Origin of the sequence: Barnesiella sp. ET7 (genome assembly GCF_024733785.1) — a bacterium.
GTDB lineage: Bacteria > Bacteroidota > Bacteroidia > Bacteroidales > Barnesiellaceae > Barnesiella > Barnesiella merdigallinarum.
The window spans coordinates 63,967-90,816 of record NZ_JANRHM010000014.1 but is presented as its reverse complement, the minus strand read 5'-3'; the positions used below and the strand labels follow the sequence as shown (position 1 = coordinate 90,816).

Annotated in this window: 18 protein-coding genes; 11 read left to right on the top strand and 7 right to left on the bottom strand. The window is 51.6% G+C overall.

The window, feature by feature from the left end:
• Window positions 1–336: 336 nt before the first annotated feature.
• The 7 genes from NW211_RS10055 to NW211_RS10025 all read right to left on the bottom strand — a co-directional run bounded on the left by NW211_RS10055 (window position 337) and on the right by NW211_RS10025 (window position 9,358).
• A complete protein-coding gene (locus tag NW211_RS10055) occupies window positions 337–804 on the bottom strand; it encodes a hypothetical protein (RefSeq protein ID WP_087409408.1) in 468 nt (155 codons plus the stop codon).
• A gap of 1 nt (window position 805) precedes the next feature.
• The gene (gene rhuM / locus NW211_RS10050; protein ID WP_241147863.1) at window positions 806–1,816 is read right to left on the bottom strand and encodes a RhuM family protein; all 1,011 of its coding nucleotides are present in this window, start codon (window positions 1,814–1,816) and stop codon (window positions 806–808) included.
• 71 nt (window positions 1,817–1,887) lie between these two features.
• Window positions 1,888–2,508, bottom strand: a complete 621-nt coding sequence (locus NW211_RS10045) for a hypothetical protein (RefSeq protein ID WP_143240973.1) — start codon at window positions 2,506–2,508, stop codon at window positions 1,888–1,890.
• Entirely contained in the window at window positions 2,505–3,104 is a 600-nt protein-coding gene (locus tag NW211_RS10040) for a GDSL-type esterase/lipase family protein (protein ID WP_258327742.1), read from the bottom strand. Before NW211_RS10040 ends, NW211_RS10045 begins: the two co-directional genes overlap by 4 nt.
• A complete protein-coding gene (locus tag NW211_RS10035) occupies window positions 3,085–4,059 on the bottom strand; it encodes a hypothetical protein (protein ID WP_258327741.1) in 975 nt (324 codons plus the stop codon). The genes NW211_RS10040 and NW211_RS10035 overlap by 20 nt, the downstream gene beginning before the upstream one ends.
• A gap of 12 nt (window positions 4,060–4,071) precedes the next feature.
• Window positions 4,072–5,298 carry an MBOAT family protein gene (locus NW211_RS10030; protein WP_241147861.1) on the bottom strand — a complete coding sequence of 409 codons (1,227 nt, stop codon included), beginning with the start codon at window positions 5,296–5,298 and terminating at the stop codon, window positions 4,072–4,074.
• A 397-nt stretch (window positions 5,299–5,695) separates the two neighbouring features.
• Window positions 5,696–9,358 (bottom strand): GH92 family glycosyl hydrolase, encoded by a 3,663-nt coding sequence (locus NW211_RS10025; RefSeq protein WP_258327744.1) that lies wholly within the window; start codon window positions 9,356–9,358, stop codon window positions 5,696–5,698.
• Window positions 9,359–9,667: 309 nt separating this feature from the next.
• On the opposite strand from NW211_RS10025, the gene NW211_RS10020 reads away from it, so the two are divergent.
• The 11 genes from NW211_RS10020 (at window position 9,668) to NW211_RS09970 (ending at window position 26,790) form a co-directional block, all read left to right on the top strand.
• Window positions 9,668–10,312 (top strand): RNA polymerase sigma-70 factor, encoded by a 645-nt coding sequence (locus NW211_RS10020; RefSeq protein WP_258327740.1) that lies wholly within the window; start codon window positions 9,668–9,670, stop codon window positions 10,310–10,312.
• A 65-nt stretch (window positions 10,313–10,377) separates the two neighbouring features.
• Entirely contained in the window at window positions 10,378–11,406 is a 1,029-nt protein-coding gene (locus tag NW211_RS10015; protein WP_087409400.1) for a FecR family protein, read from the top strand.
• Window positions 11,407–11,479: 73 nt separating this feature from the next.
• A complete protein-coding gene (locus NW211_RS10010; RefSeq protein ID WP_206422492.1) occupies window positions 11,480–13,897 on the top strand; it encodes a hypothetical protein in 2,418 nt (805 codons plus the stop codon).
• A gap of 10 nt (window positions 13,898–13,907) precedes the next feature.
• Entirely contained in the window at window positions 13,908–15,485 is a 1,578-nt protein-coding gene (locus NW211_RS10005; RefSeq protein WP_087409399.1) for a beta-N-acetylhexosaminidase, read from the top strand.
• Between the two features lie 194 nt (window positions 15,486–15,679).
• Entirely contained in the window at window positions 15,680–19,165 is a 3,486-nt protein-coding gene (locus tag NW211_RS10000) for a TonB-dependent receptor (RefSeq protein ID WP_258327739.1), read from the top strand.
• Between the two features lie 22 nt (window positions 19,166–19,187).
• Window positions 19,188–20,993, top strand: coding sequence for a RagB/SusD family nutrient uptake outer membrane protein (locus NW211_RS09995; protein WP_258327738.1), 1,806 nt, complete (start codon window positions 19,188–19,190; stop codon window positions 20,991–20,993).
• 219 nt (window positions 20,994–21,212) lie between these two features.
• Entirely contained in the window at window positions 21,213–22,499 is a 1,287-nt protein-coding gene (locus NW211_RS09990; RefSeq protein WP_258327737.1) for a T9SS type A sorting domain-containing protein, read from the top strand.
• 79 nt (window positions 22,500–22,578) lie between these two features.
• Window positions 22,579–23,667, top strand: coding sequence for an endonuclease/exonuclease/phosphatase family protein (locus NW211_RS09985; protein WP_258327736.1), 1,089 nt, complete (start codon window positions 22,579–22,581; stop codon window positions 23,665–23,667).
• A gap of 38 nt (window positions 23,668–23,705) precedes the next feature.
• Complete coding sequence (locus tag NW211_RS09980; protein ID WP_258327735.1) at window positions 23,706–24,995, top strand: alpha/beta hydrolase; 1,290 nt, start codon at window positions 23,706–23,708, stop codon at window positions 24,993–24,995.
• Window positions 24,996–24,999: 4 nt separating this feature from the next.
• Window positions 25,000–25,905, top strand: a complete 906-nt coding sequence (locus NW211_RS09975) for an SGNH/GDSL hydrolase family protein (protein WP_258327734.1) — start codon at window positions 25,000–25,002, stop codon at window positions 25,903–25,905.
• A gap of 45 nt (window positions 25,906–25,950) precedes the next feature.
• The gene (locus tag NW211_RS09970; protein WP_258327733.1) at window positions 25,951–26,790 is read left to right on the top strand and encodes an endonuclease/exonuclease/phosphatase family protein; all 840 of its coding nucleotides are present in this window, start codon (window positions 25,951–25,953) and stop codon (window positions 26,788–26,790) included.
• Window positions 26,791–26,850 lie beyond the last annotated feature (60 nt).

Below are 26,850 nucleotides of genomic sequence, written 5' to 3'. Positions count from 1 at the left end.
CGGCCGAATTGACTTCGTTCTCTCTTTTCTCTTGTACTACACTTGCTTCTTTTCAGTCTTGTCAATGAACTTTATTTCGTCTTTCCGAGTCAGCTCTTTTCGGCCCTTTCTCGCGGCGAAAGTGATGCAAAGATACACCCTTTTTCTTTTCCCTTCCAAATTTTTCAGCAACTTTTTTTCAAAAAATTTTCGGCATTTTCGAGTGATTTCGTTCAACCTTTTTATTTACTGATTGTTATAAAAGGTTATCGGGTTTGACTTTTTTATACTCAAAAACCTTCCTGTTCGAGCTCGAGAAGTTTTTTGAGCCCAATTCCACCCAATCGGGCCAAGAGATTATAGCAATTTGAATCGCAGCCGAAGGATACCGTCGTTGTAGTCGTGGCTGATGATTTTAAAGGTCCCTATCTCGGAGGTGTTCTCTACATGCTTCCCGATACAGAGACATTGGTCATAATCGCCGACCTTGACAACCCGCACCGTTTCGGAGGCATTTTGCGGGAGCCGTGCCAAATCGAAACGATGGCGGGCTTCGTCTTGAGTAATGTATTGTGTGGTTACGGGCAGATGTTCCTGAATCACGCGGTTGACACAATCTTCGATTTGCTGAATCTCGGCCTCGGTGGGAGGTTGCGGTAACTTGAAATCGAGTTTGCTTTTCTTTCTTTCGATATGCGCCGAGACTGCACGACCGCACCCGAAGAGGCGTATCATCGTCTGGTTAACGATGTGCTCGGTGGTGTGCATGGGCGGATATTCTTCCTTGTTGTGCTCGTTGAGCTGAGGTTGCAAATTTTGCTCCATATCAATTTCTTTGATTGATTAGATTGACTATTACTTTTTTAATAATATCCTTTTCTTCGGTTCGACTTTCTGCTATCATCAACGTAAGTGCCACTAATGTATTATCGGCAATACGTTTCTCACCATTGGCCCTGTACAAAATACCGTTATTTTCCATAAACCAAAGAAAAAGCATGGCTGCAATACGCTTATTTCCATCATTAAAAGAATGATTCTTAGTCACTAAGTACAACAACATAGCGGCTTTTTCCTCGATACTGGGATAGAGTTCTTTCCCATCGAAGGTCTGATATATCGTAGCAATAGAGCTTCGGAACGATTGGTCTTTTTCATGAGCAAACAAATCGCTATCGCCAAATTTGGTTTTCAACGACTGAATTGCCTGCATGGCATTTTCGTATGTAGCATGAAACCTCTCTCCTTGAGTTGTTGCTTCGATAGAGAGTTGCTGATAATCATATTTATCCAATATGTCAAGCGCATACACATAATCAGTTACTACAGCCAATAACCCTTTAGTCTGATCCGAGGTCAACATGTCTTGTCGCTTTATCGTATTGCCCAAGATATGGACCATACTCTTCAACTCCTGATAGCGATCCAGTTTAAGTTTTTCATTGACAACAAACCCCTTGACAAGGTATTCCCTTAATATTCTATTCGCCCACTGTCTGAACTGAGTACCGCGCAAACTTTTTACTCGATAACCGACCGAAATAATCACATCGAGGTTGTAGTAAACGATTGTACGAGTTTGAGATTTCCCCTTTAACGAACCATGTCGAGTGGTATGTGCAAAATTTGCACACACCTCTTCGGGCTTCAACTCACCCTCTTGGAATATACTTTTTATATGCCTGCCTATCACCGTTCTATCACGGCCAAACAATTCGGCCATCTGCCCTTGTGTAAGCCACACTGTATCGCCATTCATCTTTACCTCTAACGAAATTTGATTATCGGCAGTCGTATATATCACAATCGAAGAGGCTTCCAACTCGGTGGTGTGCATGGGCGGATATTCTTCCTTGTTGTGCTCGTTGAGCTGAAGAGTATCGGTCATAGGTCATTCAATTGATTATATTATTTCAATAAGAAGTCGTATCGGAACGAGAGCAGTACCCGGGTAAACTGAATATTGTCGTTGAGCGGGATGGAGAGCTCGGGGCGTACCCAAAGTTTACGCGCCCGGAACAACAACCCGGGTACGATGCGATGCTCGGGCATACGGTATTCTGGAATGTTGGTTATATCTACGACCAGCGAGGCTTCCTGAATGATGCGACAAGCGGCATGTACCGTATAACAGGTGTTGTAACCCAGGTCGGAATCGTAAAGCGCCATGACTCCGGCCCCAAAGCTGAACCGGTCCAAGGTCTTGTCCAAGCCGACTTTCACACTCCCGTCGTAGTACCGGCCGGCATAGTTGGCACCGGCAAATGCATCGGCCAAAAAGAGCATACCCCACAGGCCCGTATCGAGCCGATAGCCCCCGACAGCCCGGATATACTGTTCTTTGGGGTTGCGTATCCACAATGTATTCTCAAGGCCTACCGACCATTTGCCCGATTGATAGCCGGCAAATACGTATTTGTTGTTTCGCAATCCTACGAAAACGGATTTTGCAGAGAGCGTATCGACCTGCGCCCACCCGCTGCAAGCGAGCGAAGCGACAATTCCTAAAAGCAGATATTTCAGTTTCATAACTCTTTTGACAATCTTACATTCAATATATTATAACCCAAATCGTTCAGGTGGAGTCCGTCGAGCGAATAGTTCATATTCATACCCCCTTTGTACAGAAAATAGTCATACACATCGACGAAGGTTCCATAACCCAATGTGGCTACCATTTGCTCAAGGGCCGCATTCAGTTCACGGATATATAGCGAAATATTCTTGTCGTCGTTCTCGGCACTCCGTGGCAGGATTGAGATGACAAAGACACGACGAGGAGCCAATGTCTCGATCGTATGTCGATATGCCTCGACAAAATCGGCAATGAACTGCGGGCGCGTCTGCTCGTCGATAAATTCATAGCCCAAGTTGTTCGTACCGATGAGCATCACCACATCTTTACCCCGGTAATCGAGATTCCAGGTGAGAATATCTTCCAAATGGGCCCCGCTCACGCCATCGTTTCGCACCACACGGGTAGGGAACGACGACTTCACATCCCAACCGGCTACCAGCGAATCGCCTACGAAGCACAGTTCGGATACACCATCGTCGGAACACGAAGAGGCTAAACCCATCAACATCGTCATCACAATCAAAAATTTAGTTCTTATTCGATTCATCGCTCTTATTTTTTACACGTTGGTAAAACTCACTTTTCAAAATCTGGCCGATAAACATCTGTGTAAAGACGTTGGCCCCCTCGCCATTCAAGTGCGAGTTGTCGTAAAACAATTCAGGTCGCTGCCAAAAATAGTCCATCTCGCTGTAATCCATCACCTGAACACCATGCTCTTGACACACCTGTTTCAGCAGTTGTTTCGAATATGGATTACCCCCGGCCATCAACCGCTTGTAACAGGGAGGTATAACGACCAACAACTCTACATCGTCGGCCTGCACCTGTCCGATAATAGCTTGCAGGCTTTGCAACTTATCCGGTGCAACAAAGCGGTCGTCGGGTCTACTGCCCAGGTCATTAAACTCAGGTAAAAGCAGGGGCTTATGCTTGGCCACAAAACCATAGTTGGCCATCTCTTCCTTGGGAAGGAAACTCTGCAACAATATGCGAAACCAAACCGTATTGTATCTATACAGATTGGAATGCAGGAAAAAGGCGGCTTTGCCATTGTTCTGCAACGCCAATGTCGAATCTATCAGGGAACTCTGTCCGTAATACGGATTCAACAACGAGATTCTGCCCATATCGTCAAAAGCCAACTCATCGGGCTGCAACACCAAAATAATGCCTCGAGGCTGATGATGTTTCAGTGCACCGTCGACCATACACCTGAAAAAGACAAGGTTCTGGGCGTTACATCCACCATTGAATATCGACACGCCCAGACTATCCATCATCGGAGCAGGCATAAAGCTATTGATGGCTACCGACGAGCCCAAAATCAAGACATCGTCTTGCGACTGCCTGAACAGATACTCAATCTTGGCATAGTCGCCCGGCAAACCATACCGCTTTGAATAGAACGACATGATCTGCCCGAACAATACATCGAGCAGTATCACAATCACCACCAGAGCGACACAGGTTTTGATACACTTTATCACATCTCTGTTCATAACCGACCGTTTCTAAAATTGAAAATAAATAAAAGCGCCTCCATCGAACGAAGCCGACAAGATGATAAACGCAAGGAAGAGCGACATCGAAGCGATGCGCACACCATAATGAGGAGAATCCAGAGCGTAAATTTTCAGCGACAACTCATCTTTCAACTCCTTCAACATGAGGATACCGATACACATAAATCCCAGCAGTAACGAGGGGATACCCTCGCCAGTAAACAAGGCGCCCTGATGGGTAAAGATGCGACCGATAATTTCGAAGGCCGAATGTAAATCGTTGGTCCGGAAGAATATCCAGGCAAACATCACCAGCACAAAAGTCACTAAACAATTCAATACGGCATGCAGCTTCCGGGGCGCTTTCACCTGAGGCAGCAACCGGTTTTTCTCAATCCCTACCACCTGATACAGTCCGTGCAGAGTACCCCACAGCACAAAAGTAAGGTTGGCACCGTGCCAAATACCGCTCACCAGAAAGGTGACAAACAGATTCCACAGATGCCGCCAATGGCTCACCCGATTCCCCCCCAACGGAATATACAGATAGTCCTTAAACCAGGTCGACAACGAGATATGCCATCGCCGCCAAAACTCCTTGATGCTCCTCGAGAAATAGGGACGATGAAAGTTTTCCATCAAGTGGAATCCCATAATCCGCGACGAGCCTATGGCTATGAGCGAATACCCGGCAAAGTCGCAATAAATCTGGAAGGTAAAGAAAAAGGTTGCCAGCAGCAGACTCGTACCCGAGTGCTCCATATAATTGTTGTACACGGCATCGACATAGGTCGAAATGCGGTCGGCCACACAGAGTTTCATAAAAAAGCCCCACAACATCCAGCGCAATCCCCTATCGAAATTCTCGTACGAAAACTTGTGCTTCTCCTTGAACTGGGGCAACATGTTCCTGGCCCGCTCGATGGGTCCGGCAACCAACTGCGGGAAGAACGAAATGAAGAGCGCATAGACGATAAAGTTTTTCTCGGCCTTTATCGTACCCCGATATACATCAACCGCATATCCCACGGCCTGGAATATATAGAACGAAATTCCCACCGGCAGCAACACATTCCACTGAGGTATGCTGATTCCAATCCCAAACCACGAAAAGAAATCGGTAATGAGCGACCCGGCAAACTCGTAATATTTATAGAAAAACAAAATCCCCAGATTGATTACGATTCCCGAAACCAAGGCCGTCTTGCGCCACTTTTGTTCTTGAAAACGACTCATACACAACCCCGAAACATAGGTAATTGCCGTACTGGTCAACAGCAGCAACGCATAAGTAGGCTCCCAACACATGTAAAAATAGTAGCTGGCCACCAGCAGAAAAAGCGTCCTCCACTTGAGCTTTGGCAACAAAAAGTAGACCAAGCAAACTATCGGAAAAAACAGTATGAATTCTAAGGAATTAAACAGCACGGTATCGATTCTTTACTTCAACAAATAAATAATTGGCACCGCAAATGTAATACTATTTTGGGTAGAACGTGGCATAACCCGACAATTTTGAAGCATTTCGAGCGGGAGATATACACAGGAAACATGCAAAATGAAAAGAGGAGGACGAGGTACTTCTCGTGCAGCTCCTCATCCTCCCCTTTGAATTATCAAACTAATGGATTCCTTATTCCACAATCAACTTGAACGATTCGTTTCTTTCCAAGCCATTGACCTGACCCAAATAGATTCCAGGCAAAAAATCATCGGTCGAGAGTGTTGCAGCCTCATCGACCCAACTACTCCACACCGGCTTGCCATCTATCGTATAGATACTCACGAGCCCTTGTGCCATCAAATGCAGCGACTCTCCCCGCTTTACCGGGTTGGGATAGACGGCAAAATCTTCGTTTCCAGTAGCTTCAATGCCTGTCGGGGTATCGCTTCGATACACCTCAAACTCGGTCACCGAAGCCGATTCTCCTTCAACATGCTCGCTCGGTATCTCGAGTTTCACATAACGGGCCTCGACCGGCTCTATCGTCACGGATTTACAGTTCTTGTTCAGGCCCGAGGTGACGAGAGTCCACCCTTCGTTTCCGTCGGTCGCATTGTCTTTATCAAGGTCGGGACATTCGGTAGCCACATAGACGTTATATCCGTCAATCTGTCCCGAGTCATATACCTTAAAGGTATTCACCTTGTAGACATCCTCCAGATCGACGATACAATAGTGACGGTCGGCAGCCGACTTGTCGAATGTCCAATGATACTCGGTATCGGCGGTAACACCGTCGAACAGGTGACGGGCATTGGCGTAGAACGATCGGGAGCCCGACGACTTCAAAAAAGTCTTGCCCACGCTGACCAGCGCACCCCGATCGACCCGCTCCTTCAAGTGCCCATATATATCGAATCCATAGATACGCACGGCATTCTCGCCGGTCGGGAGCTCCATGGAGAATTTGACATATCGGGCGGCCTTCGGTTCGGCCAGACGATGGTCCTTCACGTTGGCATTTCCGGCAGCTTCGTCGTTACGGTTCACCACCTCTTCCCAATCGCCATCGGCGCCGGTCAGACTGGTATAGATGCGATAGGAGTGCACGTTGTTGTTGCCCTCTACCGTTTTGGAGTCTCGAAAGACGAAGCGGTCGACCTCATAGACATCGGCCAACTCGAAAATCACCCACGGCTCGGTGCTCTTGTTGTCGCACCACTTTACATATTTCTCAGGCTCTTCGAAAAGGCAATAAGCCGCTTCATTCTCCCCCACCTGAGCACTATACGACTGGATACGGACCTGGGGCGACTCAATCTCAGGCGACACCTCGTCGATGCCTACCGGCGAAGAGGGAGGGGTTTCACCATCGAAAGCCCAGGTCGAGGGCTCCTCACCCATGACAAATTCGAGCGTACCGCCGGCCACGATTTCGTCGTGACGCAACCAACAGCGGTCGAGCGGTTCACCGTTCAGGCGGGCCGATTGGATATAAATATTCTTGTCGCTGGCTCCCGTAGCTACGATTTCAAACGTATTTCCATTCTCGAGACGAATGGTCGTATGTGCAAATACCGGGCTCGAAATGAGGTATACATCTTGCCCCGCATTGGGGAAAAAGCCCATGGCATGGAAGATATACCAGGCCGACATCGAACCCGAGTCGTCGTTACCGGGCAGCCCGGTAGCCGATATGTTGTATCGGTTTTTCAAGACCTTGCGCACAATCTCGGCAGCCTTGTCGGGGCGGTTCACATAGTTATAGAGGCTCGGTACTAGGAAGGCCGGCTCGTTGCTTATCTGGAACAGCCCCATGTAACTGCCCTGGTCGAATCCGTTCTCGACATGGGTGAAATAGGTATCCAGCCGACGCAAGAAGGTCTCCTTGCCGCCACAGCGGGCAATGAGCCCGTTTACATCGTGAGGCACATAAAACGACATCTCCCACGGGAACGACTCGTATACGATACCTTCCCAGCCGTCGCGACGGAACACGTTGTAGTCCCGTTCGTTCACCCAGTCGCCGTTACTGTTTTTCGGCCACAAGAATCCCTTGAATCCCAAGCTGTTGATGTTGTCGTTCCACAGATTCTTCCAGTTGTTCGACCGCTCGAGGTATTTCTCATAAACCTCTTGTTGGCCCAACTTCCCGGCTACCGTGGCAATGGCGTAGTCGCAATAGGAATACTCATAGGTGCGGCTCCCCGAACGCTCGGTAGCCGTCGACAGATACCCCTTGCTGTTATACTCCTCGACACCGCCACGGCCCTCTTTACGAGGGTCGGCAGGCTCTACCTCGGCATTCTTGATCATGGCCGCCAACCCCTTTTCATAGTCGATACCCGGCAGATTCTTGACCATTGCATCGGCTATCAGGATGTCGCTGTTCGAGCCCCCCTGCACCCGACCGTTGCAGTTTCCGCTGCGACCGTCGGGCATATATCCTTCGTGCTCATAAATATCAATCATAGACCGCACCATATCGGCCTGACGCGAAGGAGTAAGCAGCGTAAACAACGGATGAGTGGCGCGGAACGTATCCCATATCGCATAGTAATCGTCGTAGTAAGGTTCGTCCGATTGCCACAACGGATTCTCGCCCGTGCGGTCGCTGGGCTGAAGATAGGCATGATACAGAGCCGAATAGAAAATAGTCTTGTCGTTGTCGGTTCCCTCGACATCTACCGTATTCAGCACCTCGTTCCATCGGTCGATACCTGCCTGACGTACCTCATCGAAACTCCATGACGACAGACCCGATACATTCTCCCTGGCTTGGGCCGTACTGATAAACGAAATGCCCACCTTTGCCCGAATCTTCTGCGACTCGGTCGTATTAAATTCGAAATAAGCTCCCGACTTCTCGGTACCGGTTGCATCGACCTCGTTACCCGTCAATACCGACGTACCACGCCACACCGCATACGCATCGGCCGGAGTATCGAATATGGCATAAAAATAGACCGTATACGGGTCTCCCAGATTCCACCCCCCGCGAACGGTCGAGTAGCCTTCGATTTCATGATCGGAAAGAATCTTTACTCCCGAAGCCATCAACTCTTGCGACTCTACATTCAGCGTCAGGCAACTGCCTGCGTCAATCAGAACCTTCGACGAAGCCGACTGCGGGAACGTATATTCGTGGAACCCCGCTCTGTCCAATGCTGTCAGCCGCACACCGATGTTGTATTTGCTCAAGGTCACTTCGTACAAATCCAGCCCGAACCGTTCGCCCGTGCGAGCCGACGAATAGTCGGCCAAGTTCAAGTCGCCCGTCATCGGCTGAAACAAAATATTGCCATATTTGGGGCCTCCGCCGGTTCCACTCACGTGCAGATGACTGAAGCCGTGTATATTACCGCCGCTACTCCACCCGGCATTGGCATTCATGTCGCCGCAATCGGGCCCCAGTTTTACCAGACCGAAAGGCGTGCAGACACCCGGGAATACATGCCCCTCGCCATCGGCACCGATCTCGGGACGCACATACTCCCAATTCTCCCGCTCGGTCTCATCCTGCTTCGTGCACACCATCTTCATCGTGTTGAGGTTCACCTCAAGAGTATACACACCAGTCACCGCCACTTGAAAAGCGTTGTCGTATCCGTCGTTGGCCGTAGGACGTTCATACAAATCATACTCGACCCCCGGCTCGACCAGCAAGTGCCCCGACACGTCGCAACGACAAGTAATCGACGGCTCCCAACGGTTAGCCACCAGAAATTTGAATCGGGCCTGGTCCACGCTATAATCGGTCAGCGTACCCGTCCACGAAAAGACACCCGCTTCGCTCCGTTCCATAGGAATAGCCGCATCGGGGTTCCACCCCGCTTCGGTTGCATTACCCACCAAATAAAGATTGTCATACACCGCATAAGCCGGCGTAAAAAAAGACAAAAAGCACATTAAAATAAGAAAGGTTACGTTTCTCATGATAAAACAATTTAAGATGAATGATTGTGTTTTTATATGAGACACCTTTCAAAGCAGCATCCCCCAAAACCATACCCTCAAAAAAAAATGGACCTTAGAGAAAAATCAACCATTCTCCTTTCATGAAATCTTTGTGACATATCTATGCCGACTTGACAAAAATAAATTTATTTTCATATATTTGCCTTATGTTTCATCACATGCTCCCTCTGCTAAAAAGGCCCTATGAAGATAACCGACGAAAATATTATAGATTACTTGCAGAAAGGCGAAGAAGATGCCTTCCGATATATTTATGACAAATATTACGGTTATCTGTGTGCTGTCGCCAAGGGCTACCTGTGCGACAACGACATGGCCGAAACCGTAGTAGAAGATGTGATATACAACATCTGGGAGATACGTGAAAAACTGAACATACATACCTCCCTGCGTTCATACCTTATACGCAGTGTAAAAAATAGGGCTATCAACTATCTGCAACAGGAATACATTGCCAAGGAGGTATCGGTCAACTCGCTGCAAGACTACACCGATATAGAGTCGTTCTATTTCATCGAAGAGGAACACCCGCTCGAAAAGATACTCGAAACCGAACTCGAAAGCGCCATAGCCACAGCTATCGACAACCTGCCCGAGGAGTGCCGAAAGGCTTTTGTCATGAGCCGGTACCACGACATGAAATACGAAGAGATTGCCGCCCAGATGGGAATTTCGGTCAATACGGTAAAATACCATATCAAAAACGCACTCTCTCGCCTAAGGATAGACTTGAAAGATTACCTGATGGTTCTTTTGCTCCTGTCGATAACCAGCCAAATACCTGTAACGGGAACCCTTGAAAAGTTGTTGGAATTTCTAAATATTTAAAAATGCTTAAATAGAAGATTCTCATACTACCCTGGAAGCGATTAAACCTGTCTTTCTTTTGAAATATGAAGCACGATAATAGACATAACGAACAGATAAACAATCTGATTCTCTCTTTCCTGAATCGGACAATTACCCTTCCCGATTTGAAACGCTTGAAAGACTGGATTGACGAGAATGAGGAGAACAAAGCCTATTTCTCAGAAATTCAACAAGTCTGGCTCATCTCTTCGCTCCGGGAGAAAAAAGATTTCGATCGGCTTAAAGAGCGAGCTTTCTTGAAATTCAAAAAACGTATTGCCCAGGAAAAACGACAAAAAGAGCACACCCGCATTCGACCCTTGTGGCATCGGGTCGTCTATATTGCAGCCAGTCTGGTGATTGCCTTCGTAGCCGGTATGAGTACCATCTACTTCTCCGACCATCACCAACTGTCGCAGCAGCCGTTGGCCTACTCGCTGGAGTCGCCCCGCGGGTCGAAACTGAAACTTACGCTTCCCGACGGTACCTGCGTATGGCTCAACGCCGATTCCAAACTCTCCTACGACAATAAATTCGGGGTCGACAACCGGGATATAAAACTGGAGGGCGAAGGCTATTTCGAGGTCAACAAGAACAAGGAGTTACCCTTCCATGTCACATCAGACGACATCAAGGTCGAAGTTCTGGGTACGAAATTCAACGTCCGGAACTATCCCGAGGACACCCTTATCAAGGTAGCCCTCATGGAGGGGTCGGTGGCTCTGCTCAACCCGCAAGGAAAAACCTCCCTGAAACCCGGCCAGATAGCCCACTACGACAAAAGAAATAAAATCACCCACGTGAAAACCGATGGCGTGAAAAATGCCAACGCCTGGATAAACGGCCACCTATACTTCGACGAAGAGAACATGGAGACTATTGCCCGAGCTCTGGAGCGGGCTTTCGATGTCGACATCAGCATCAAAGACGACACCTTGAAAAAGATGATATTCTACGGCGACTTCGTAATCGAGTCGAACAATATCAACGAGATTATGAATATCATGGCGGCCACCAACAAGTTTAACTATCACTACAAGATTAGTAAAAACGAAATAGAAATATTTCAATAAACAACCTACGACTATTTACCCGTGAGTAGGCCTGCACAAAAGGTCTGCAAGCCTCTCTTATACCCTATCGACCATGACAAACAAACGATTTTCGACTCTCCCGGCAGGCTACCTCATCCAGCGGTTCTGGCTGTTGATAGCTCTGTTGCTGCCCCTGCAAGCACCGGCCTCACAGCCTCAAGAACAGTACATTGTCGAAGGTCCCGACTGGAAAGCCTTTATTCGACTTTCCGACGGCACCATCGACCGATACGAATATTTCGCCGACGGCGAATGGCAAACCATCCCTTTCCGTCACGACCGTCTGTCGGGCCCTGCCTGGGAGGAGGTCATGCTCGCCCATTATGCCAAAGAACCGGGGAGCTTTATCGGCGAACGCGACCACATAGCCTACCGCATGACCTACCGCTCGGCCGGCGACCACCTCGTGGTTGAGTGTTCCATGACCAATCTGAGCGACAAGCCCTTCTGCCCCAAACGCAGCCGGCTGATTCTGGGCATCGACAGCGAAATGCACTCCTATCCGCAATGGGATAATAAGTTTTTCCCTACCCTGCTGCGCTGCGAAAAAGATTTTGCCTGGGGCTATTTCATGTCTCCCCGACAAGTTCTATTCGGCTTTGCCACCTCGCAACCGGTCGCCTCGTATGCGCTCAACTACATCTACGAAGGGTGGTATAAATGGAAATGGGGACACCAGATAAGGACAGCCAGCCTCGAACTGTTGCACACCCTGCCTCTGCCCGAACGCCATCCGCAGCACCTCACGCAACTGGCTCCGGGCGAAACCCGCAGTTGGGAGATTCACCTGGGACGCATCGACTCGCTCGACCATGTCAAGTCCCAGCTGTCGGCCTGGGCCGATATACCTCTGATCGAATGCAACCGATATACCCTATTGCCCGACGAGCCTCTCGACATACGGGTCAACTCGACCAGCCCGATAACCCTATCAATCGAAGGTCCCGACGCGAAACACATCGGCACGGCAACCCGATCGATTGGAAACGGACTCTTCCAAGCCTCATTCGCTCCCGCCCAGCTGGGCGAATACCGCATTGTGGCAACCAACGAGTCGGGCCAACGGGCCGAAGCCCGCGTATTCGTGCGGCAACCCTGGTCGTGGTACATGAAGAACGCCCGCGATTTCGTAGCCCGCAATCAACCTATCTTTTCCAACGCCTGCGAGACTTTCTACGGATACTACACCGCATTCCTCACTGCCAAATATTTCCCCGACCCGGAGAAAGACCAAGCCCTGCAACGACGCTTCGACCGCACCCTGCCCCTCATCATCGATACCACGACCTGGATTCCCAACCCCGACGCCCTGCCCCACCGCATACAGAACTTCTCGGCCTTGATGGGCATGCTGGTCGATCTGTGGGAGGCCACAGGTTCCCGCCCCTATCTGGAAAAAGCGGCTCACATAGCCGATTACCTCTGCTCCGACCGGATACAGGGTCCCGACGGGGCCTACCGCTCACAAGGCACCCACTACACAGCCGTTATCTATACGGCCAAGTCGATGCTCGAGTTGGCCAATGCCGAACAAAAACTGGCCGACGAACCGCTGTGGAACGAGCGATATACCCGACATTCAGAGTCGGCACAACGGGCTATCGACGACCTTTGCTCCCGTCGCGACAATATCGAGACCGAGGGCGACATGACCTTCGAGGACGGCATGATTTCGTGCAGTGCCCTGCAACTGGGCATGTATGGATTGCAGACCACCGATACGGCCCGACGCAACGCCTACCGCGATGCCGCCCGCTACCTGATGGAGAAGCACCGCTGCCTCGAACAGCTGCTCATACCCGACTGCCGCATGAGGGGTGCAACCCTGCGCTACTGGGAGGCTCTCGATGTCTACTTCGTTCCCAACCAGGTAATGAACTCGCCTCACGGCTGGACGGCCTGGAAAATCTATGCCTCGTACTACCTCTATCTGCTCACCGGCGAGGAGTTCTACCTCAAAGACTTCATGGACACGCTCGGTACCTGCGCACAAATCATGAAAGCCGACGGCACCCTGCGCTGGGCCTTCATTCCCGACCCCTACGTCGAGGCACAGCTCTATGTAGAGGATCCGGAGAAAAAACATCACGGCATAGTGACCGACTCGATTGTAGGCGAACAGTACCTCGACATGATAAGTCCCTGGCTGCGGCCCGACGACGAAGACACCTTCTGTGTATTCCAAGAGCGCGGCGGTGCCGGAGACAATACGGTACAGGAGATTTTCAAGGCAATGGAAGAGTGCGCCCTCACCTCGGCCTATGTACTGGTGCGCGACGACGGTTCACTGCTGGCCTACAACTGCCGGGCCGAACTGAAAAAGGGGACCCTCAGCATTGTACCAGCCGAAGCCATTGTTTCGAAAATTCACATCAATACTCCCCGAAAACTAACAATCGACATCCGACAGACAGGCCGGGAACGCGTGCATAAAACCGTCTCTGGCTGCCAATGGATTTACCTCAAATAGCCACAATTCCATGACCCGAAAACTTATTCTCTTCCTGGCCGGCATCGTCTCGGCCATAGCCCTTGCCGCACAACCGCTACTCGTCCCGCAACCCCAGTCGGTCGAGCTACGTGAGGGAACTTTTGCACTCACCCCTCGTACCGGCATCGTGGCACGTTGCAGCGCCACCAACGTGAAACTGCTGGAGCAATATCTCGAAGAAGATATACACATAGCCCTGCATGAGCGCACGGGCAACAATCACATCGTATTGGCTCGGACCGAGAGTCTGGACTCCCTGCTGGGCGACGAAGGCTATCGGCTCACCATCTCGCCCGACACGATTCTCATCGAAGGGGCACACGACGCCGGTATCTTCTACGGCATGCAGACCCTGCGGCAACTTGCCGTGCAAGACCGGTTGCACATACCCTGCCTGCAAATCATCGACAAGCCCGAGTATCCGTGGCGCGACTTCATGCTCGACGAGGCTCGCCACTTCAAGGGAAAAGCCGTCGTCAAGCAACTGCTCGAAGAGATGGCCTACCTCAAGATGAACACCTTCCACTGGCACCTCACCGACGACCAGGGATGGCGCATCGAAATCGAGAAATACCCCCGGCTGACCCAAATCGGAGCCTATCGCGACAGCAGCCAGATAGGCGGGTGGAACAGCCCCGACTACGATGTGAACGTACACGGTGGCTACTACACCCACGACGACATACGCGAAATTGTTGCCTTTGCCGCCGAGCGACACATCCGCATCGTCCCCGAGATTGAGATGCCGGGGCATACCGCGGCCGCCATCACGGCCTATCCCGAACTGGGCGCTCTCGATACCATACCTTCGATTCCGGCCTATTTCAACCCCTTCTGGGGAGTATTCAACGTAGCCGACCCGCAGGTCATGGAGTTTATCCACAACGTACTTTACGAAGTGTTCGACCTGTTCCCCGGCCGCTACATACACATCGGTGGCGACGAAGTGCACCCCGAAGCCTGGGAGAGCAACCGCGACATAGCCCGCCTGATGGAAGAGAAACACCTGGCCAATTACAGCGAGGTACAAATGTGGTTCACCAACCAGATTGCCCGATTCATCCATGACAACGGCCGCACCCTGGTCGGGTGGAACGACATCATGGGCAAAAACATTCACGAGTGGGCCGAAGCCGACATCGAGAGTTCGCACACACTCGACCCTCACGCCGTCGTGCAGTTCTGGAAAGGCGACCCCGCACTCATTGCCGAAGCCTTGAAACAGGGGCACCGGGTTATCAACTCATCGCACCGCGACACCTATCTCGACTACAACTATACCAAGCTCCCTCTCGAGAAAGCCTATGCCTTCTCGCCATTCCCTCAAGGCATCGACAGCCAGTATCGCCCCCTGCTGCTGGGCAGCGGTTGCCAGATGTGGAGCGAATGGATACCTCGCATCGAAGATATGCAACGACAGGTATTCCCCCGCATCGCCGCCTATGCCGAATCGGGGTGGAGCCGGGCCGACCAGAAAGACTTCGGCCGCTTCATCTCTGCACTCGACCGTCTGCTGTATCCCCGCTGGGCCCACAAGGGTATCGAGTGGTATCCCGTAGTCCCGTAGCGATACCGCCATACACTACCTCTTCACACGCGCTTATTTTACATAGTTCAAAAAAAGATAAAAAAAAGTTTTACCCACAGACTACCCGATAGGCTCTGTGGGTTGTCTCTTATGATGAACACACAAAATTTTTATAACGTCCATTCATGCTTATAGCCAAAACTTAAATACTAACCTTTAAATCAACCCTATCAATGATCAAGCATTACAGACACCTGCTATTGGCTTTTCTGCTACTCTGTAATATCGCGATTGTACAGGCTCAGAACATTACACTGAATCTGAAAAATGTCACGGTAAAGGAGGCGATCGAAGCCGTCAAGGAGCAAACCGGGAAATCGTTCTTTTTCAATGTGAACGACGTGGATCTGAACCGCCGAGTAAACATTGTGCTGAAAGAGGCTTCACTCGGGGATGCCCTCTCGCAGATACTTCAAGGCCAGAACATAGGCTATGAAGTAAAAGAGAACCACATTGTGTTAACGAAAAAAATTACCAAGAAAGCCGATCCGTTTATCAGAATATCCGGACAGGTTACCGACGAAAGCGGTGTACCCCTTATCGGGGTAAACATCTCGGTCAAAGACGGAGCCAACACCGTGACCGACATCGACGGTAACTATTCTATTCAGGCCGCTCCCGGTACGACTCTTACATTCTCGTACATCGGGTTTCTGTCGCAAAAGGTAAAGGTGAACGACCAGCGTAACATCAACATCCAACTGGTCGAAGATACCAAAGCCCTCAACGAGGTGGTGGTAATCGGTTACGGTACGCAGAAGAAGGCCAACCTGACCGGTGCCGTCGACGCCATCTCGTCGAAAGAGATCGAAGACCGGCCGGTAGCTACCCTGGGCCGTGCCTTGCAGGGTGCTGTCCCCAACTTGAACATCTCGTACGGTTCGGGTCGCCCCAACGAAGGTACCAGCATCAACATCCGCGGTTTCGGTTCAATCAACGAAGAGGCCAAGCCGCTGGTGCTCATCGACGGTGTCGAGGGTGATCTCGACAACATCAACCCGCGCGACGTCGAGTCGATTTCGGTATTGAAAGATGCCTCGTCGGCCGCCATCTACGGTGCCCGCGCCTCGTTCGGTGTCATTCTCGTCACAACCAAGAAAGGCGAAACCGGCGACGCCAAAGTCAACTACAACGGACGGTTCAGCTTCTCGGGCTCGACCGTATGCACCGACTTCATCACCACCGGATACGATGCTGCCATGCTGGTCGACGAGTTCTTCCGTTCCTACAACGGTACTACCTACACCAAATATACGGCCGAAGACTATGCCGAGCTGGAAGCCCGCCGCTACGACAAGGTAGAGAATCCCGACCGTCCCTGGACCGTAGTGAAAAACATCGGCGGTATAGACCAATACATGTACTATGCCAACTTCGACTGGTACAACTACCTCATCAGCCACACGCGTCCTACCTGGGACAACAACGTGAGCATATCGGGCGGCACCAAGAAGATGAACTACTTCATCAGTGCCAACTACCACACCGAAGAGGGTATCTACAAACAGAACCCCGACCACTTCAACACGGCCAACCTGCGGGCCCGCATCAGCGGCGACATCAAAGACTGGTTCAACCTGACCGTAACCACTCACCTGTACCACTCGCAATACAAGGCTCCCGGTCTGGAAAACGGTGACAATATCCCCAACTACACCTTCCACGCCCTGCCCTTTATGATGCCCTACAACCCCGACGGCAGTTGGGTATTCAGCAACGCGGTCATCGCACAGCAGCCGACCGACGGTGTACACATCATGACCGGCGACGGCACCACCTTCACCAACGACAAGAACAAACGGTTGACGACCACGGTCAACGCCATCTTCAAACTCTACAAAGGGTTGACCTTCCATGCCAACTACAGCTTCCGCTACGATACGCAAGACAAGGTAGTGCGCACCTCGATGGCCGAATATTCGACCGAACCCGGCGTCATCGTGAGCACCGGCTCGGCCAATCTTTTCAAGAACAAGTTACGCCAACGGAGCAACAGCGAATACTACCACATGATCGATGCTTACCTCAACTACGACAACACCTTCAACGGTCACCACGTTCGAGGCGTACTCGGTTTCGACTACGAGCAGGACTATCAAAAGAATCTATACTCCACGATGCTCAACCTCCAGTCCAACGAATTGAACGACTTCAACCTGGGCGACCCCTCCAAAGATGTCTATCTCGAGGGCGGACAATATGAATGGGCTCTGGAGAGCTTCTTCGGCCGCGTCGGTTACGACTGGAAAGGTCGCTACCTGGCCGAGGTAAACATGCGTTGGGATGCCTCTTCGCGTTTCCGTCGCGACAAACGTGCCGCCCTATTCCCCTCGGTTTCGGCTGGATGGCGCGTGAGCGAAGAGCCCTTCTTCGCCCCTATCCGCAACACCTTCTCCAACTTCAAGATCCGCGGTTCTTACGGTTCGCTCGGCAACCAGGCCATATCGAGCCCCTATCCCTACATCCAGACCCTGAATCTGGTGCAAATGGACAACTATCTGGCCAACGGCGAGTTCCTCACCTACGCATCGGTTTCGCCTCCCACATCGGGCAACTTCACCTGGGAGACCGTCATTCACAAAAACATCGGTGTCGACCTGGGCTTCTTCAACAACCGATTGAGCTTCACGGGCGATATGTATATCCGCGATACCAAAGACATGCTTGTCCCGGGTAAAACGCTGCCGGCTACCTACGGTACTTCGTCGCCTCAAGAGAATGCCGCCGACCTGCGCACGAAAGGTTACGAGTTGACCATCAGCTGGAACGACAAGTTCAACCTGGCCGGCAAGCCCTTCACCTACGGCGTATCGTTCTCGTTGGGCGATAACATCTCGAAGATTACCAAATACGACAACCCCACCAAAGACTTCAACGTATCGTCTTACTACGAAGGCATGACCATCGGCGAAATCTGGGGCTACACCATCGACGGTCTGTTCCAGAGCGACGAGGAGGCTGCCGCCTACCAGGCCCAGGTAGACCACTCGCTCATTGCCAAAAACATTCTGCAAACGGCCGTAGGCGAGTATAAGGGTCTGAAGGCCGGCGATCCCCGCTTTGTCGACCTCGACGGTAACGGCCGTATCGACGACGGTGCCAAGACGGCCGACAACCGAGGCGACATGCGCATCATCGGTAACTCGCGCCCCCGCTACAACTACAGCGGTAACATCAACTTCGGTTGGTTGGGATTCGACTTCTCGGCCTTCTTCCAGGGTATCGGCCGCCAACAGATTTACCCGGGTACCGACGCCATGCTCTTCTGGGGTGGTTTTGCCCGTCCGTATTCGTCGTTCACGCCTATCGACTTCCTCGACAATGTCTGGAGCGAAGACAACCCCGACGCCTATTTCCCCAAAATCAGAGGTTATGCCGCACAGGGCGACCGTCACCTGGCCTACGTGAACAACCGCTATTTGCAGAATCTGGCTTACTGCCGTCTCAAAAACGTAACCTTCGGCTACACCCTGCCGCAGTCGCTCACCCAAAAAGCCAAGATAGACCGCGTGAGAGTCTACTTCAGCGGTGACAACCTGCTCACCTGGACGGCACTCAAGAGCAAATACATCGACCCGGAGCAATTCTCCAACGACCGCAATGCCCGCGTCTATCCCTATGCAAAGACATTCTCCTTCGGTATAGACATTACATTCTAACAACCCTTACACAATTATATCTATGAAAAAGAATCTCATATATATTCTGGCAGCGGCCGGAGCCCTTACCCTCGGAAGTTGCGCCGACGACCTCGATCGGTTCCCGCTGTCGTCTCTTTCGCCCGAGACCTATTTCAATAATGAGGAAGAGCTGCAAACCTTCACCAACAACTTCTACGGACAGTTTCCTACCGCTCAATCGGGATACAGCGAGTCGGAAGATGTCGTGTGCATCTTCACCCTGCCCGTCACAACGGTAGGACTCACACGCACCATTCCCACCACAGGCGGCGGTTGGGACTGGGGTTACCTGCGTAACATCAACCTCTACCTGCAATACTCGCACCGCTGCAACAGTCAGTCGGCCCGCGAGCACTACGACGGTGTAGCCCGTTTCTTCCGGGCCTACTTCTACTTCGAGAAGGTGAAACGATTCGGCGATGTACCTTGGTACAACCGGCCCCTCTCGTCGACCGACCCCGACTTGAAAAAGCCGCGTGACTCCCGTCAGTTGATCATGGATTCGATCTTGAACGACATCGACTATGCCATCAAGTATATCCCCGACAATCAGGATCTCTACCTGGTCACCAAGTGGACCGCCATGGCCCTGAAGTCGAGAATCTGCCTCTTCGAAGGCACCTACCGCAAATACCACGGTATCGCCGACTACGAGAGATTCCTCAACGAGTGTGCCACGGTATCGGAACAGTTCATCGACCAGAGCCCTTACAGCATCTATCAGTCGGGCGACAAACCCTACCGCGACCTCTTCGCCTCGATGGATGCCATTAAACAGGAGGTCATCCTGGCTCGTGACTACGATGCCACCAAAGCCGTAAAACACGAAGCCAACTACTACACCATGTCTACTACCTACGGACGACCGGGCATGAACAAGAAAATCGTCAACAGCTACCTGATGAAAGACGGCAGCCGCTTCACCGACATACCCGGCTACGACGAAATGCAATACTACGACGAAATGCAGAACCGCGACCCCCGCTTGACCCAAACCGTAGTAGGTCCCGGATACATGCGTATCAACAGCGACGCCGTGATGTCTCCCGATTTCACCGCCTCGACTACCGGCTACCAGATTATCAAATGGGTGACCGATGCTTCGGGCGACGGCTATCTGGGCTCGTCGAACGACTACATCCTGTTCCGTGCCGCCGAGGTATATCTGAACTTTGCCGAGGCTAAAGCCGAACTGGGAACCCTCACACAGGCCGACCTGGACAAGTCCATCAAGAAAATCCGCGACCGGGTGGGCATGCCCAACATCGACCTCGCTGCCGCCAACGCCAACCCCGACCCCTACCTTACGGCCGAGAACTCGGGCTATCACAACGTAACCGGGGCCAACAAGGGTGTCATCCTGGAAATCCGCCGCGAGCGTACCATCGAACTGATACTCGAAGGTTTCAGATACTACGACCTCATGCGCTGGAAAGAGGGCAAGATGCTTGAACAACCCTTCATGGGCATGTACTTCCCCGGCTTGACCGAAGGTTCGGGCGAAGACCGCTACGGCATCTTCGACATGAACGACGGCACTCTTCAAGACAGCGAAAAAGTCGACATCTGTATCTACACCGGCAAAAAGCCCTCGGTGAAGAATATCCGTAAATTCTACAAACTGGACGAGGTGTTCACCCTCACCGGTGGCGACAACGGCAACATCATCTGCCACGACATTGCCGTAGAGCCGCGCGAGTTCAACGAAGAGCGCGATTACCTCTATCCCATTCCCACCACCGAACGGTCGCTCACCAACGGAGCACTCACTCAGAATCCCGGTTGGGACGACGGTCTAAGTTTCTAAACGATTGAGATAATGCTCAGATACCGGGAGAGAAAAACTCCCGGTATCTGATTGCTCTATCGACCCGAGTCGGGACGAAAAGAAAAAAATGCCAAATACACTTTTTTTACATTTACCGACTACCCTCTCCCGCCAAATATCTGTCATCTTATTGAACACACAAAAACACACCGAAATATCAAAAACACATTCATATCATTAACTCAAAAATTTTTACTTATGAAAAAGTTTACTCAATTTGGTAAAAAAGCTCTTGTAGCTGCGTTCATGTGCTGTTGTGCCCTCCCCGGCTTCAGCGAAGACACTTGGAATTTCGATCCCGAAGAAACAGCCGCATACGCAGCTTTCTTCAAACAACCGTCGGCTATTGAAGGAAAATGCAATGCCGAGGCCTTGGGTATCGACATCAACCGCGAAGGTTTCTCGTGGGACGACATGAACACCTGGAAAAACTCCGAAGGTGTAATCTGGAGAGCCTATTCTTCGGGATATTCCGAAACCGTATTCGGTGTATGCGTGAACGCATCGGCTCCCTTCAACGGAAAGACCAGCGGTCTTACCTGGACTACAACCGAAGGAGATAACCAATGGTATCCGGCCATCGCCGGTGTAGCCAACCTGAAAGGTTCGTTCACGTTGATGGACTGTAAGGCTACGGTGGTTCACATCTCGGGCACACAAATGGAAAAGGTGAAAATCCAAATGACCAACGAAGATATGGACTGCTACCTGCACGTACGTCGTAACCTGAACCTCAAACAACTCGACCTGAGCGACTCGAACGGTAAATGCCGTCAGTTGGCCGGTTATCGCAACGCATTCACCGACGAATCTTCGTTCATCTGCAACAACTGCCGCCAGACCGAATTCCTCGACTGGTTGCTCAACCTCGAAGACAACATGTACACCTTCTCGACCATCCCCAACCACCCCATTACCGGCGAAAGACTCACATCGGGTTACAAGCTGCAATGGAACACCCGCGGCGGTATGCCTATCGGTTACATGAATGCCGATGGTGAATACGAGATTATGGTTGACGAAGACATTGACCTCTCTAGCGAATATGACATCGAAGGTTACATGACCATCTACACCTGGAAAGACCTCGACGGTAATGTAATCGAACCGACCGACGCCGTAGAAGGCTGGTTCTGCTTCGACGAGTCGCACGTAGGCAAAGAGTATCGCTGCGAGATGATTAACGAGGCCTATCCTCAACTTTCACTCAACACGGTATTTGTAAAGGTTGTCAGCGAATACTCGGGTATCGAGAACGCCCAAAAAGCTACGGTAAAAGTTGGTCCCAACCCGGCCGATGATTACCTGACCATCGAAGGTGCCGAAGTTCTGGGCGCCCAAATCTACTCGCTTGCCGGTGCCTGCGTGAAGAATATCGAAGCCGGCGTTCAGACCATCGACATCGCCGACCTCACTCCCGGTATGTATCTGGTAAAACTCTCGACGACCGAAGGTAACACGACGGCTAAATTCATCAAGAAATAATTTTATCTCCTAAGCACAATGACAGGCAAAATATTTTTACGTATTTTGCCTGTCATTAAATAAAAACAGATTGTCGATTATGAAAAAATTTGTCCTTCTCTTTTTCGTTTGCTGTTTCCTGTTCGGGCTCGATGCTCAAACCTATCCCAAAGCTCCCGGAGTAATCCGATTACTGACCTACAACACCCACTACTGCAAGGGAGGTGGCGATCCGGGTTCAATCGACGACTACAATACCCGCCGTGTTGCTCTGGTCATCGAGGCTCTCGATGCCGACGTGGTTGCCCTGCAAGAGTTGGACAGTGCCATGAATGGACGTAATCGCAGAAATCTGTTGCAACAAATTACCGACTATACCGGCAAACCCTACACTCCCATATTCGGAGGCCTCTGCAAATTGGATGGCGGAAAAGTGGGCCCGGGTGTATTGATAAACCCAAATCTGCCCATCAGCAAAGTAAAACTCATCTCGCTGGGGGGCTCGATTGAGGAGCGTTGCGCCATGCGAATCGACTTTGACCAGTTCGTTTTCTTCTGCACTCACCTCGATCTGGACGACAATCTGCGTATCATGAGTGCCAATACCCTTATCAACGAACTGGACTACATACGCAAACCGTCGTTCCTGGCCGGCGACATGAACGACTCGCACCGTTGGGGACAAGGCGGTATCGCATTTCCCACGCTGCTCACCAAATATACCATCGCCAGCGATACCGAAGGGAATACCATTCCGGGACGTACCGACAACAACGGTCTCATCGACTATATCCTGTACCACGATTACAAAGACTCGGGTATCAAGATTGTCGATACCCATATCGTAAGAGAATTGAAAATAGAGGGTTCTGTCGTCGATCTGGCCTCCATATCGGATCACTACCCCGTATTTGTCGACATCGAAGTGCCGGGATTGAGCGCTATCGAAAATACCACTGCCGCTCAAGAGGTAAAACTCTATCCTACGTATGTACAGGACCGGCTGAACATCGAGAGTGACACCCCCGTAGAACAAGTAAACATCTATTCGCTGACCGGACAAAAGCAACTGCAACTCAAAGGCACGGATATTCGCACCGTCGACCTCTCGAGTCTGGCAAAAGGCATTTACATTGTAGAGACTTCGGCTCAAGGAAAAAGCCATAAAGCTCGAATCATCAAGCTGTAGTGTAGCCGTTCGGCCATACGTTCTTTAACACGGACATTATGACTTATTCGAAATCCATACTATGTGGACTTCTGGCTATCTCTTGTTCCTTACCGGCCTGCCAAAAGAGCAATTCCGAAGCCTCTGCCACCCCCACAGGAATAACGATAAACCAGACGTCATACACACAAGACAACATAGGCGAGGTGCGAGAAGGCAGCTCGGTTTTTCAAACCGCCATACAAGCGTCTCAAGAGGCTACACCCACCTATGTAACCGTCTACTTTCAAGAAAAGATACAGCCTCGGGGAGGGCTTGACCTTATCCCCTCTTACATCACCGTGTCGCACGACGGCTCCACCCGTCAGGGCAAATGGACCGGCGGGACGGCCAGCACCTCGTCCTATCAGAACGGTCGGCCCACCCTGCTCTTCGACCAGTGCCGGTTCGAAGGCGACATCACCCTCACAGGCACCTTCGTCTACCGTCAAAAGAGCAACGAACCCGAAGAGATATTCCTGTGGCCCGACGGTGCCCCCTTTGCCCAATGGCTCTCGGGCGAACCCTACTGGGACGGCAACAACCTGGGCAATATCCAGAATCCCCAGATTATTGTCTACCGCCCCGACATCCAGACAGCACCCGCCCCGGCCGTACTCATCTGCCCCGGAGGCAGCTACAAGACGGTGGCCACCTACCACGAAGGCAGCCTGGTGGCACAATGGTTCAAAGAGCAGGGATTCGTAGCCGCCGTACTCTACTATGCCTTCCCCTCGGGGCATCCCGAGATTCCGCTTAGCGACGCTCAACAAGGCATCCGCTACCTCAAGGAGAACCACTACTCGATACAGTCCGACCCCAATCACGTGGGAGTCATCGGCTTCTCGGCCGGCGGACACCTGGCTGCATTCGTATCGACGGCATTCAACCACGACGACATCGACGTAGCCCTGCCCGAAAAACGGGCCGAATCGCGTCCCGACTTCTCCATACTCTTCTACCCGGTCATCACCATGACCGAAGAGCCCTATGTGCACGAAGGCAGTCGCGACAACCTGCTGGGCACATCGCCCACTCCGGAGATGTGCCGGGCCTGCTCGCCCGAACTGCTCATCACCCCGCAAACTCCGCCGGCCCTGCTCTTCCATGCAGCCGACGACAACGGGGTGAAGATTCAGAACGCCATGCGATATGTCGAGGGACTGCAAGCCCAGAACATTCCCGCACAACTGATTACACTCCCTTCGGGCGGTCACGGATTCGGATTCTATCCCGACTACGAATGTCTGCCCCAAGTCGAAGAAGCCATCTTGAAATGGCTACAAGAAGTTCCACTCAAAAACCAATAATACAATGAAAAAGATACTTATACTTTCCGTTTTACTACAAGCCTTGACCCTCTCGGCCTTTGCTCAGGACTGGGCCGAACTCGCCCGGTATCAAGAGGCCAACCAGGCCCTGCTGGCCGGAGAAGAAGACCCTTCGCGGGTAGTCTTCATGGGTAACTCCATATTCGAACGCTGGGAGAGCACCTGCCCCGAATTTTTTGCAGGCTCATACGTCTGCCGGGGTATTTCGGGACAAACGACCCCGCAAATGCTTATCCGCTTCAAACAGGATGTCGTGCATCTGAATCCCAGCGTCGTGGTCATTCTGGGCGGCACCAACGATATTGCCGGCAACACGGGCCCCTCGACCCTCGAAATGATTGAAGACAATCTCTCGTCGATGGCCGAAATCGCCACGGCCAACGGCATCAAAGTGGTCATGTGCCAGCTGCTGCCTGCATACAGTTACGGCTGGGCCCCCGATGTAGATCCCCGTCAAGACATTATAGACCTCAACCAATGGATCAAAGAGTATGCCGATGCTCACGGCTATCCCTGCGTCGACTTCTACACGCCGATGGTCAACCCCTTCAAAGCTCTGAAAGTGGAATACTCGGTAGGCGACGGAGTCCACCCAAACGAAGCCGGATATGCCGTGATGGCTCCGCTCGTCGAGGCCGCAATCGAACAGGCTATGGCCGGTAGCAGCATAGCCACCCAGACAGCCGACGACCCGGATATAGAAGTCTGGGGAGGGAAGTCGGTCATTCACGTCAAAACCCAGGCAGCCGACCACCTCTCCATATATACCCCCGACGGAGTCTGCGTGGCCGAGTATGACCTGCCGGCCGGCATCAGCAACCTCAACATGGCACCGGGCACCTATCTGGTCAAGAGCCTCAAGTCGACCCGGAAAATACAGGTACGATAAACACCGATTATATTCACACATCACAACTATTTAATTCTCAAAGTTATGCAAAAGGTGCTAACTCTCTTCATTCTTTTGATGCTCACGAGCGTATGCTCGGTCGAAGCGCAAACCTACCCCAAAGCCCCCGGGGTCATACGACTGCTTACCTACAACACCCACTACGGCAAAGGTGGCGGCAACCCGGGCGTAATGAACGACAGCAACATCGTCAATCTGGGGCGCGTCATCCGGGCTCTCGATGCCGACATCATTTCGCTGCAGGAACTCGACAGCGCATCGCAAGGCCGGGGCAACCGCTATCTGTTGCGCGACATCGCCCAAAGCACGGGTCTCGACTATGCCGACTTCTATGGCAATGCCCAACCCTTCGACAAAAACGGCAGCATAGGCTGCGGAGCACTGGTGAAGAAAAACCTGCCGGTCAAAAGCCGCTATGTAGCCTACCTGCCCGGCGATGAAGGTCGGGCTGCGGTAGAACTCGAACTCGACAAGTTTGTCTTCATCGCCACCCACTCCGACCTGCACAACGAGAAGCGCAAACAGGGAGCCAAAATCATCTGCAACGATGCCCGTGAAATGGACAAGCCCGTATTCGTGGCCGGCGACCTGAACGACTCGTTCCGATGGACCAACGGCGGGTTCTCCTTCCCCGTATTTGCCCGTGATTTTGTCATTGCCAGCGACACCGTGGGCAGCTCCATTCCCGGCCGTGCCGACGACGGCGGACTCATCGATTTCATTCTGCTGAGCAAAAAGAACCGGAAGAAGATAAAAATCGTCGATACTCACATTGTACGGACGCTTGAAATCGACGGCGAGAAGGTAGACCTGGCCCATGTCTCGGACCACTATCCCATATTCGTCGACATCATCTGCAAATAACGAAGGGCCGGGCAACGGACTCTCGGCAGGAGAGGCCCCCGAACCGGAAAGACTTTAACC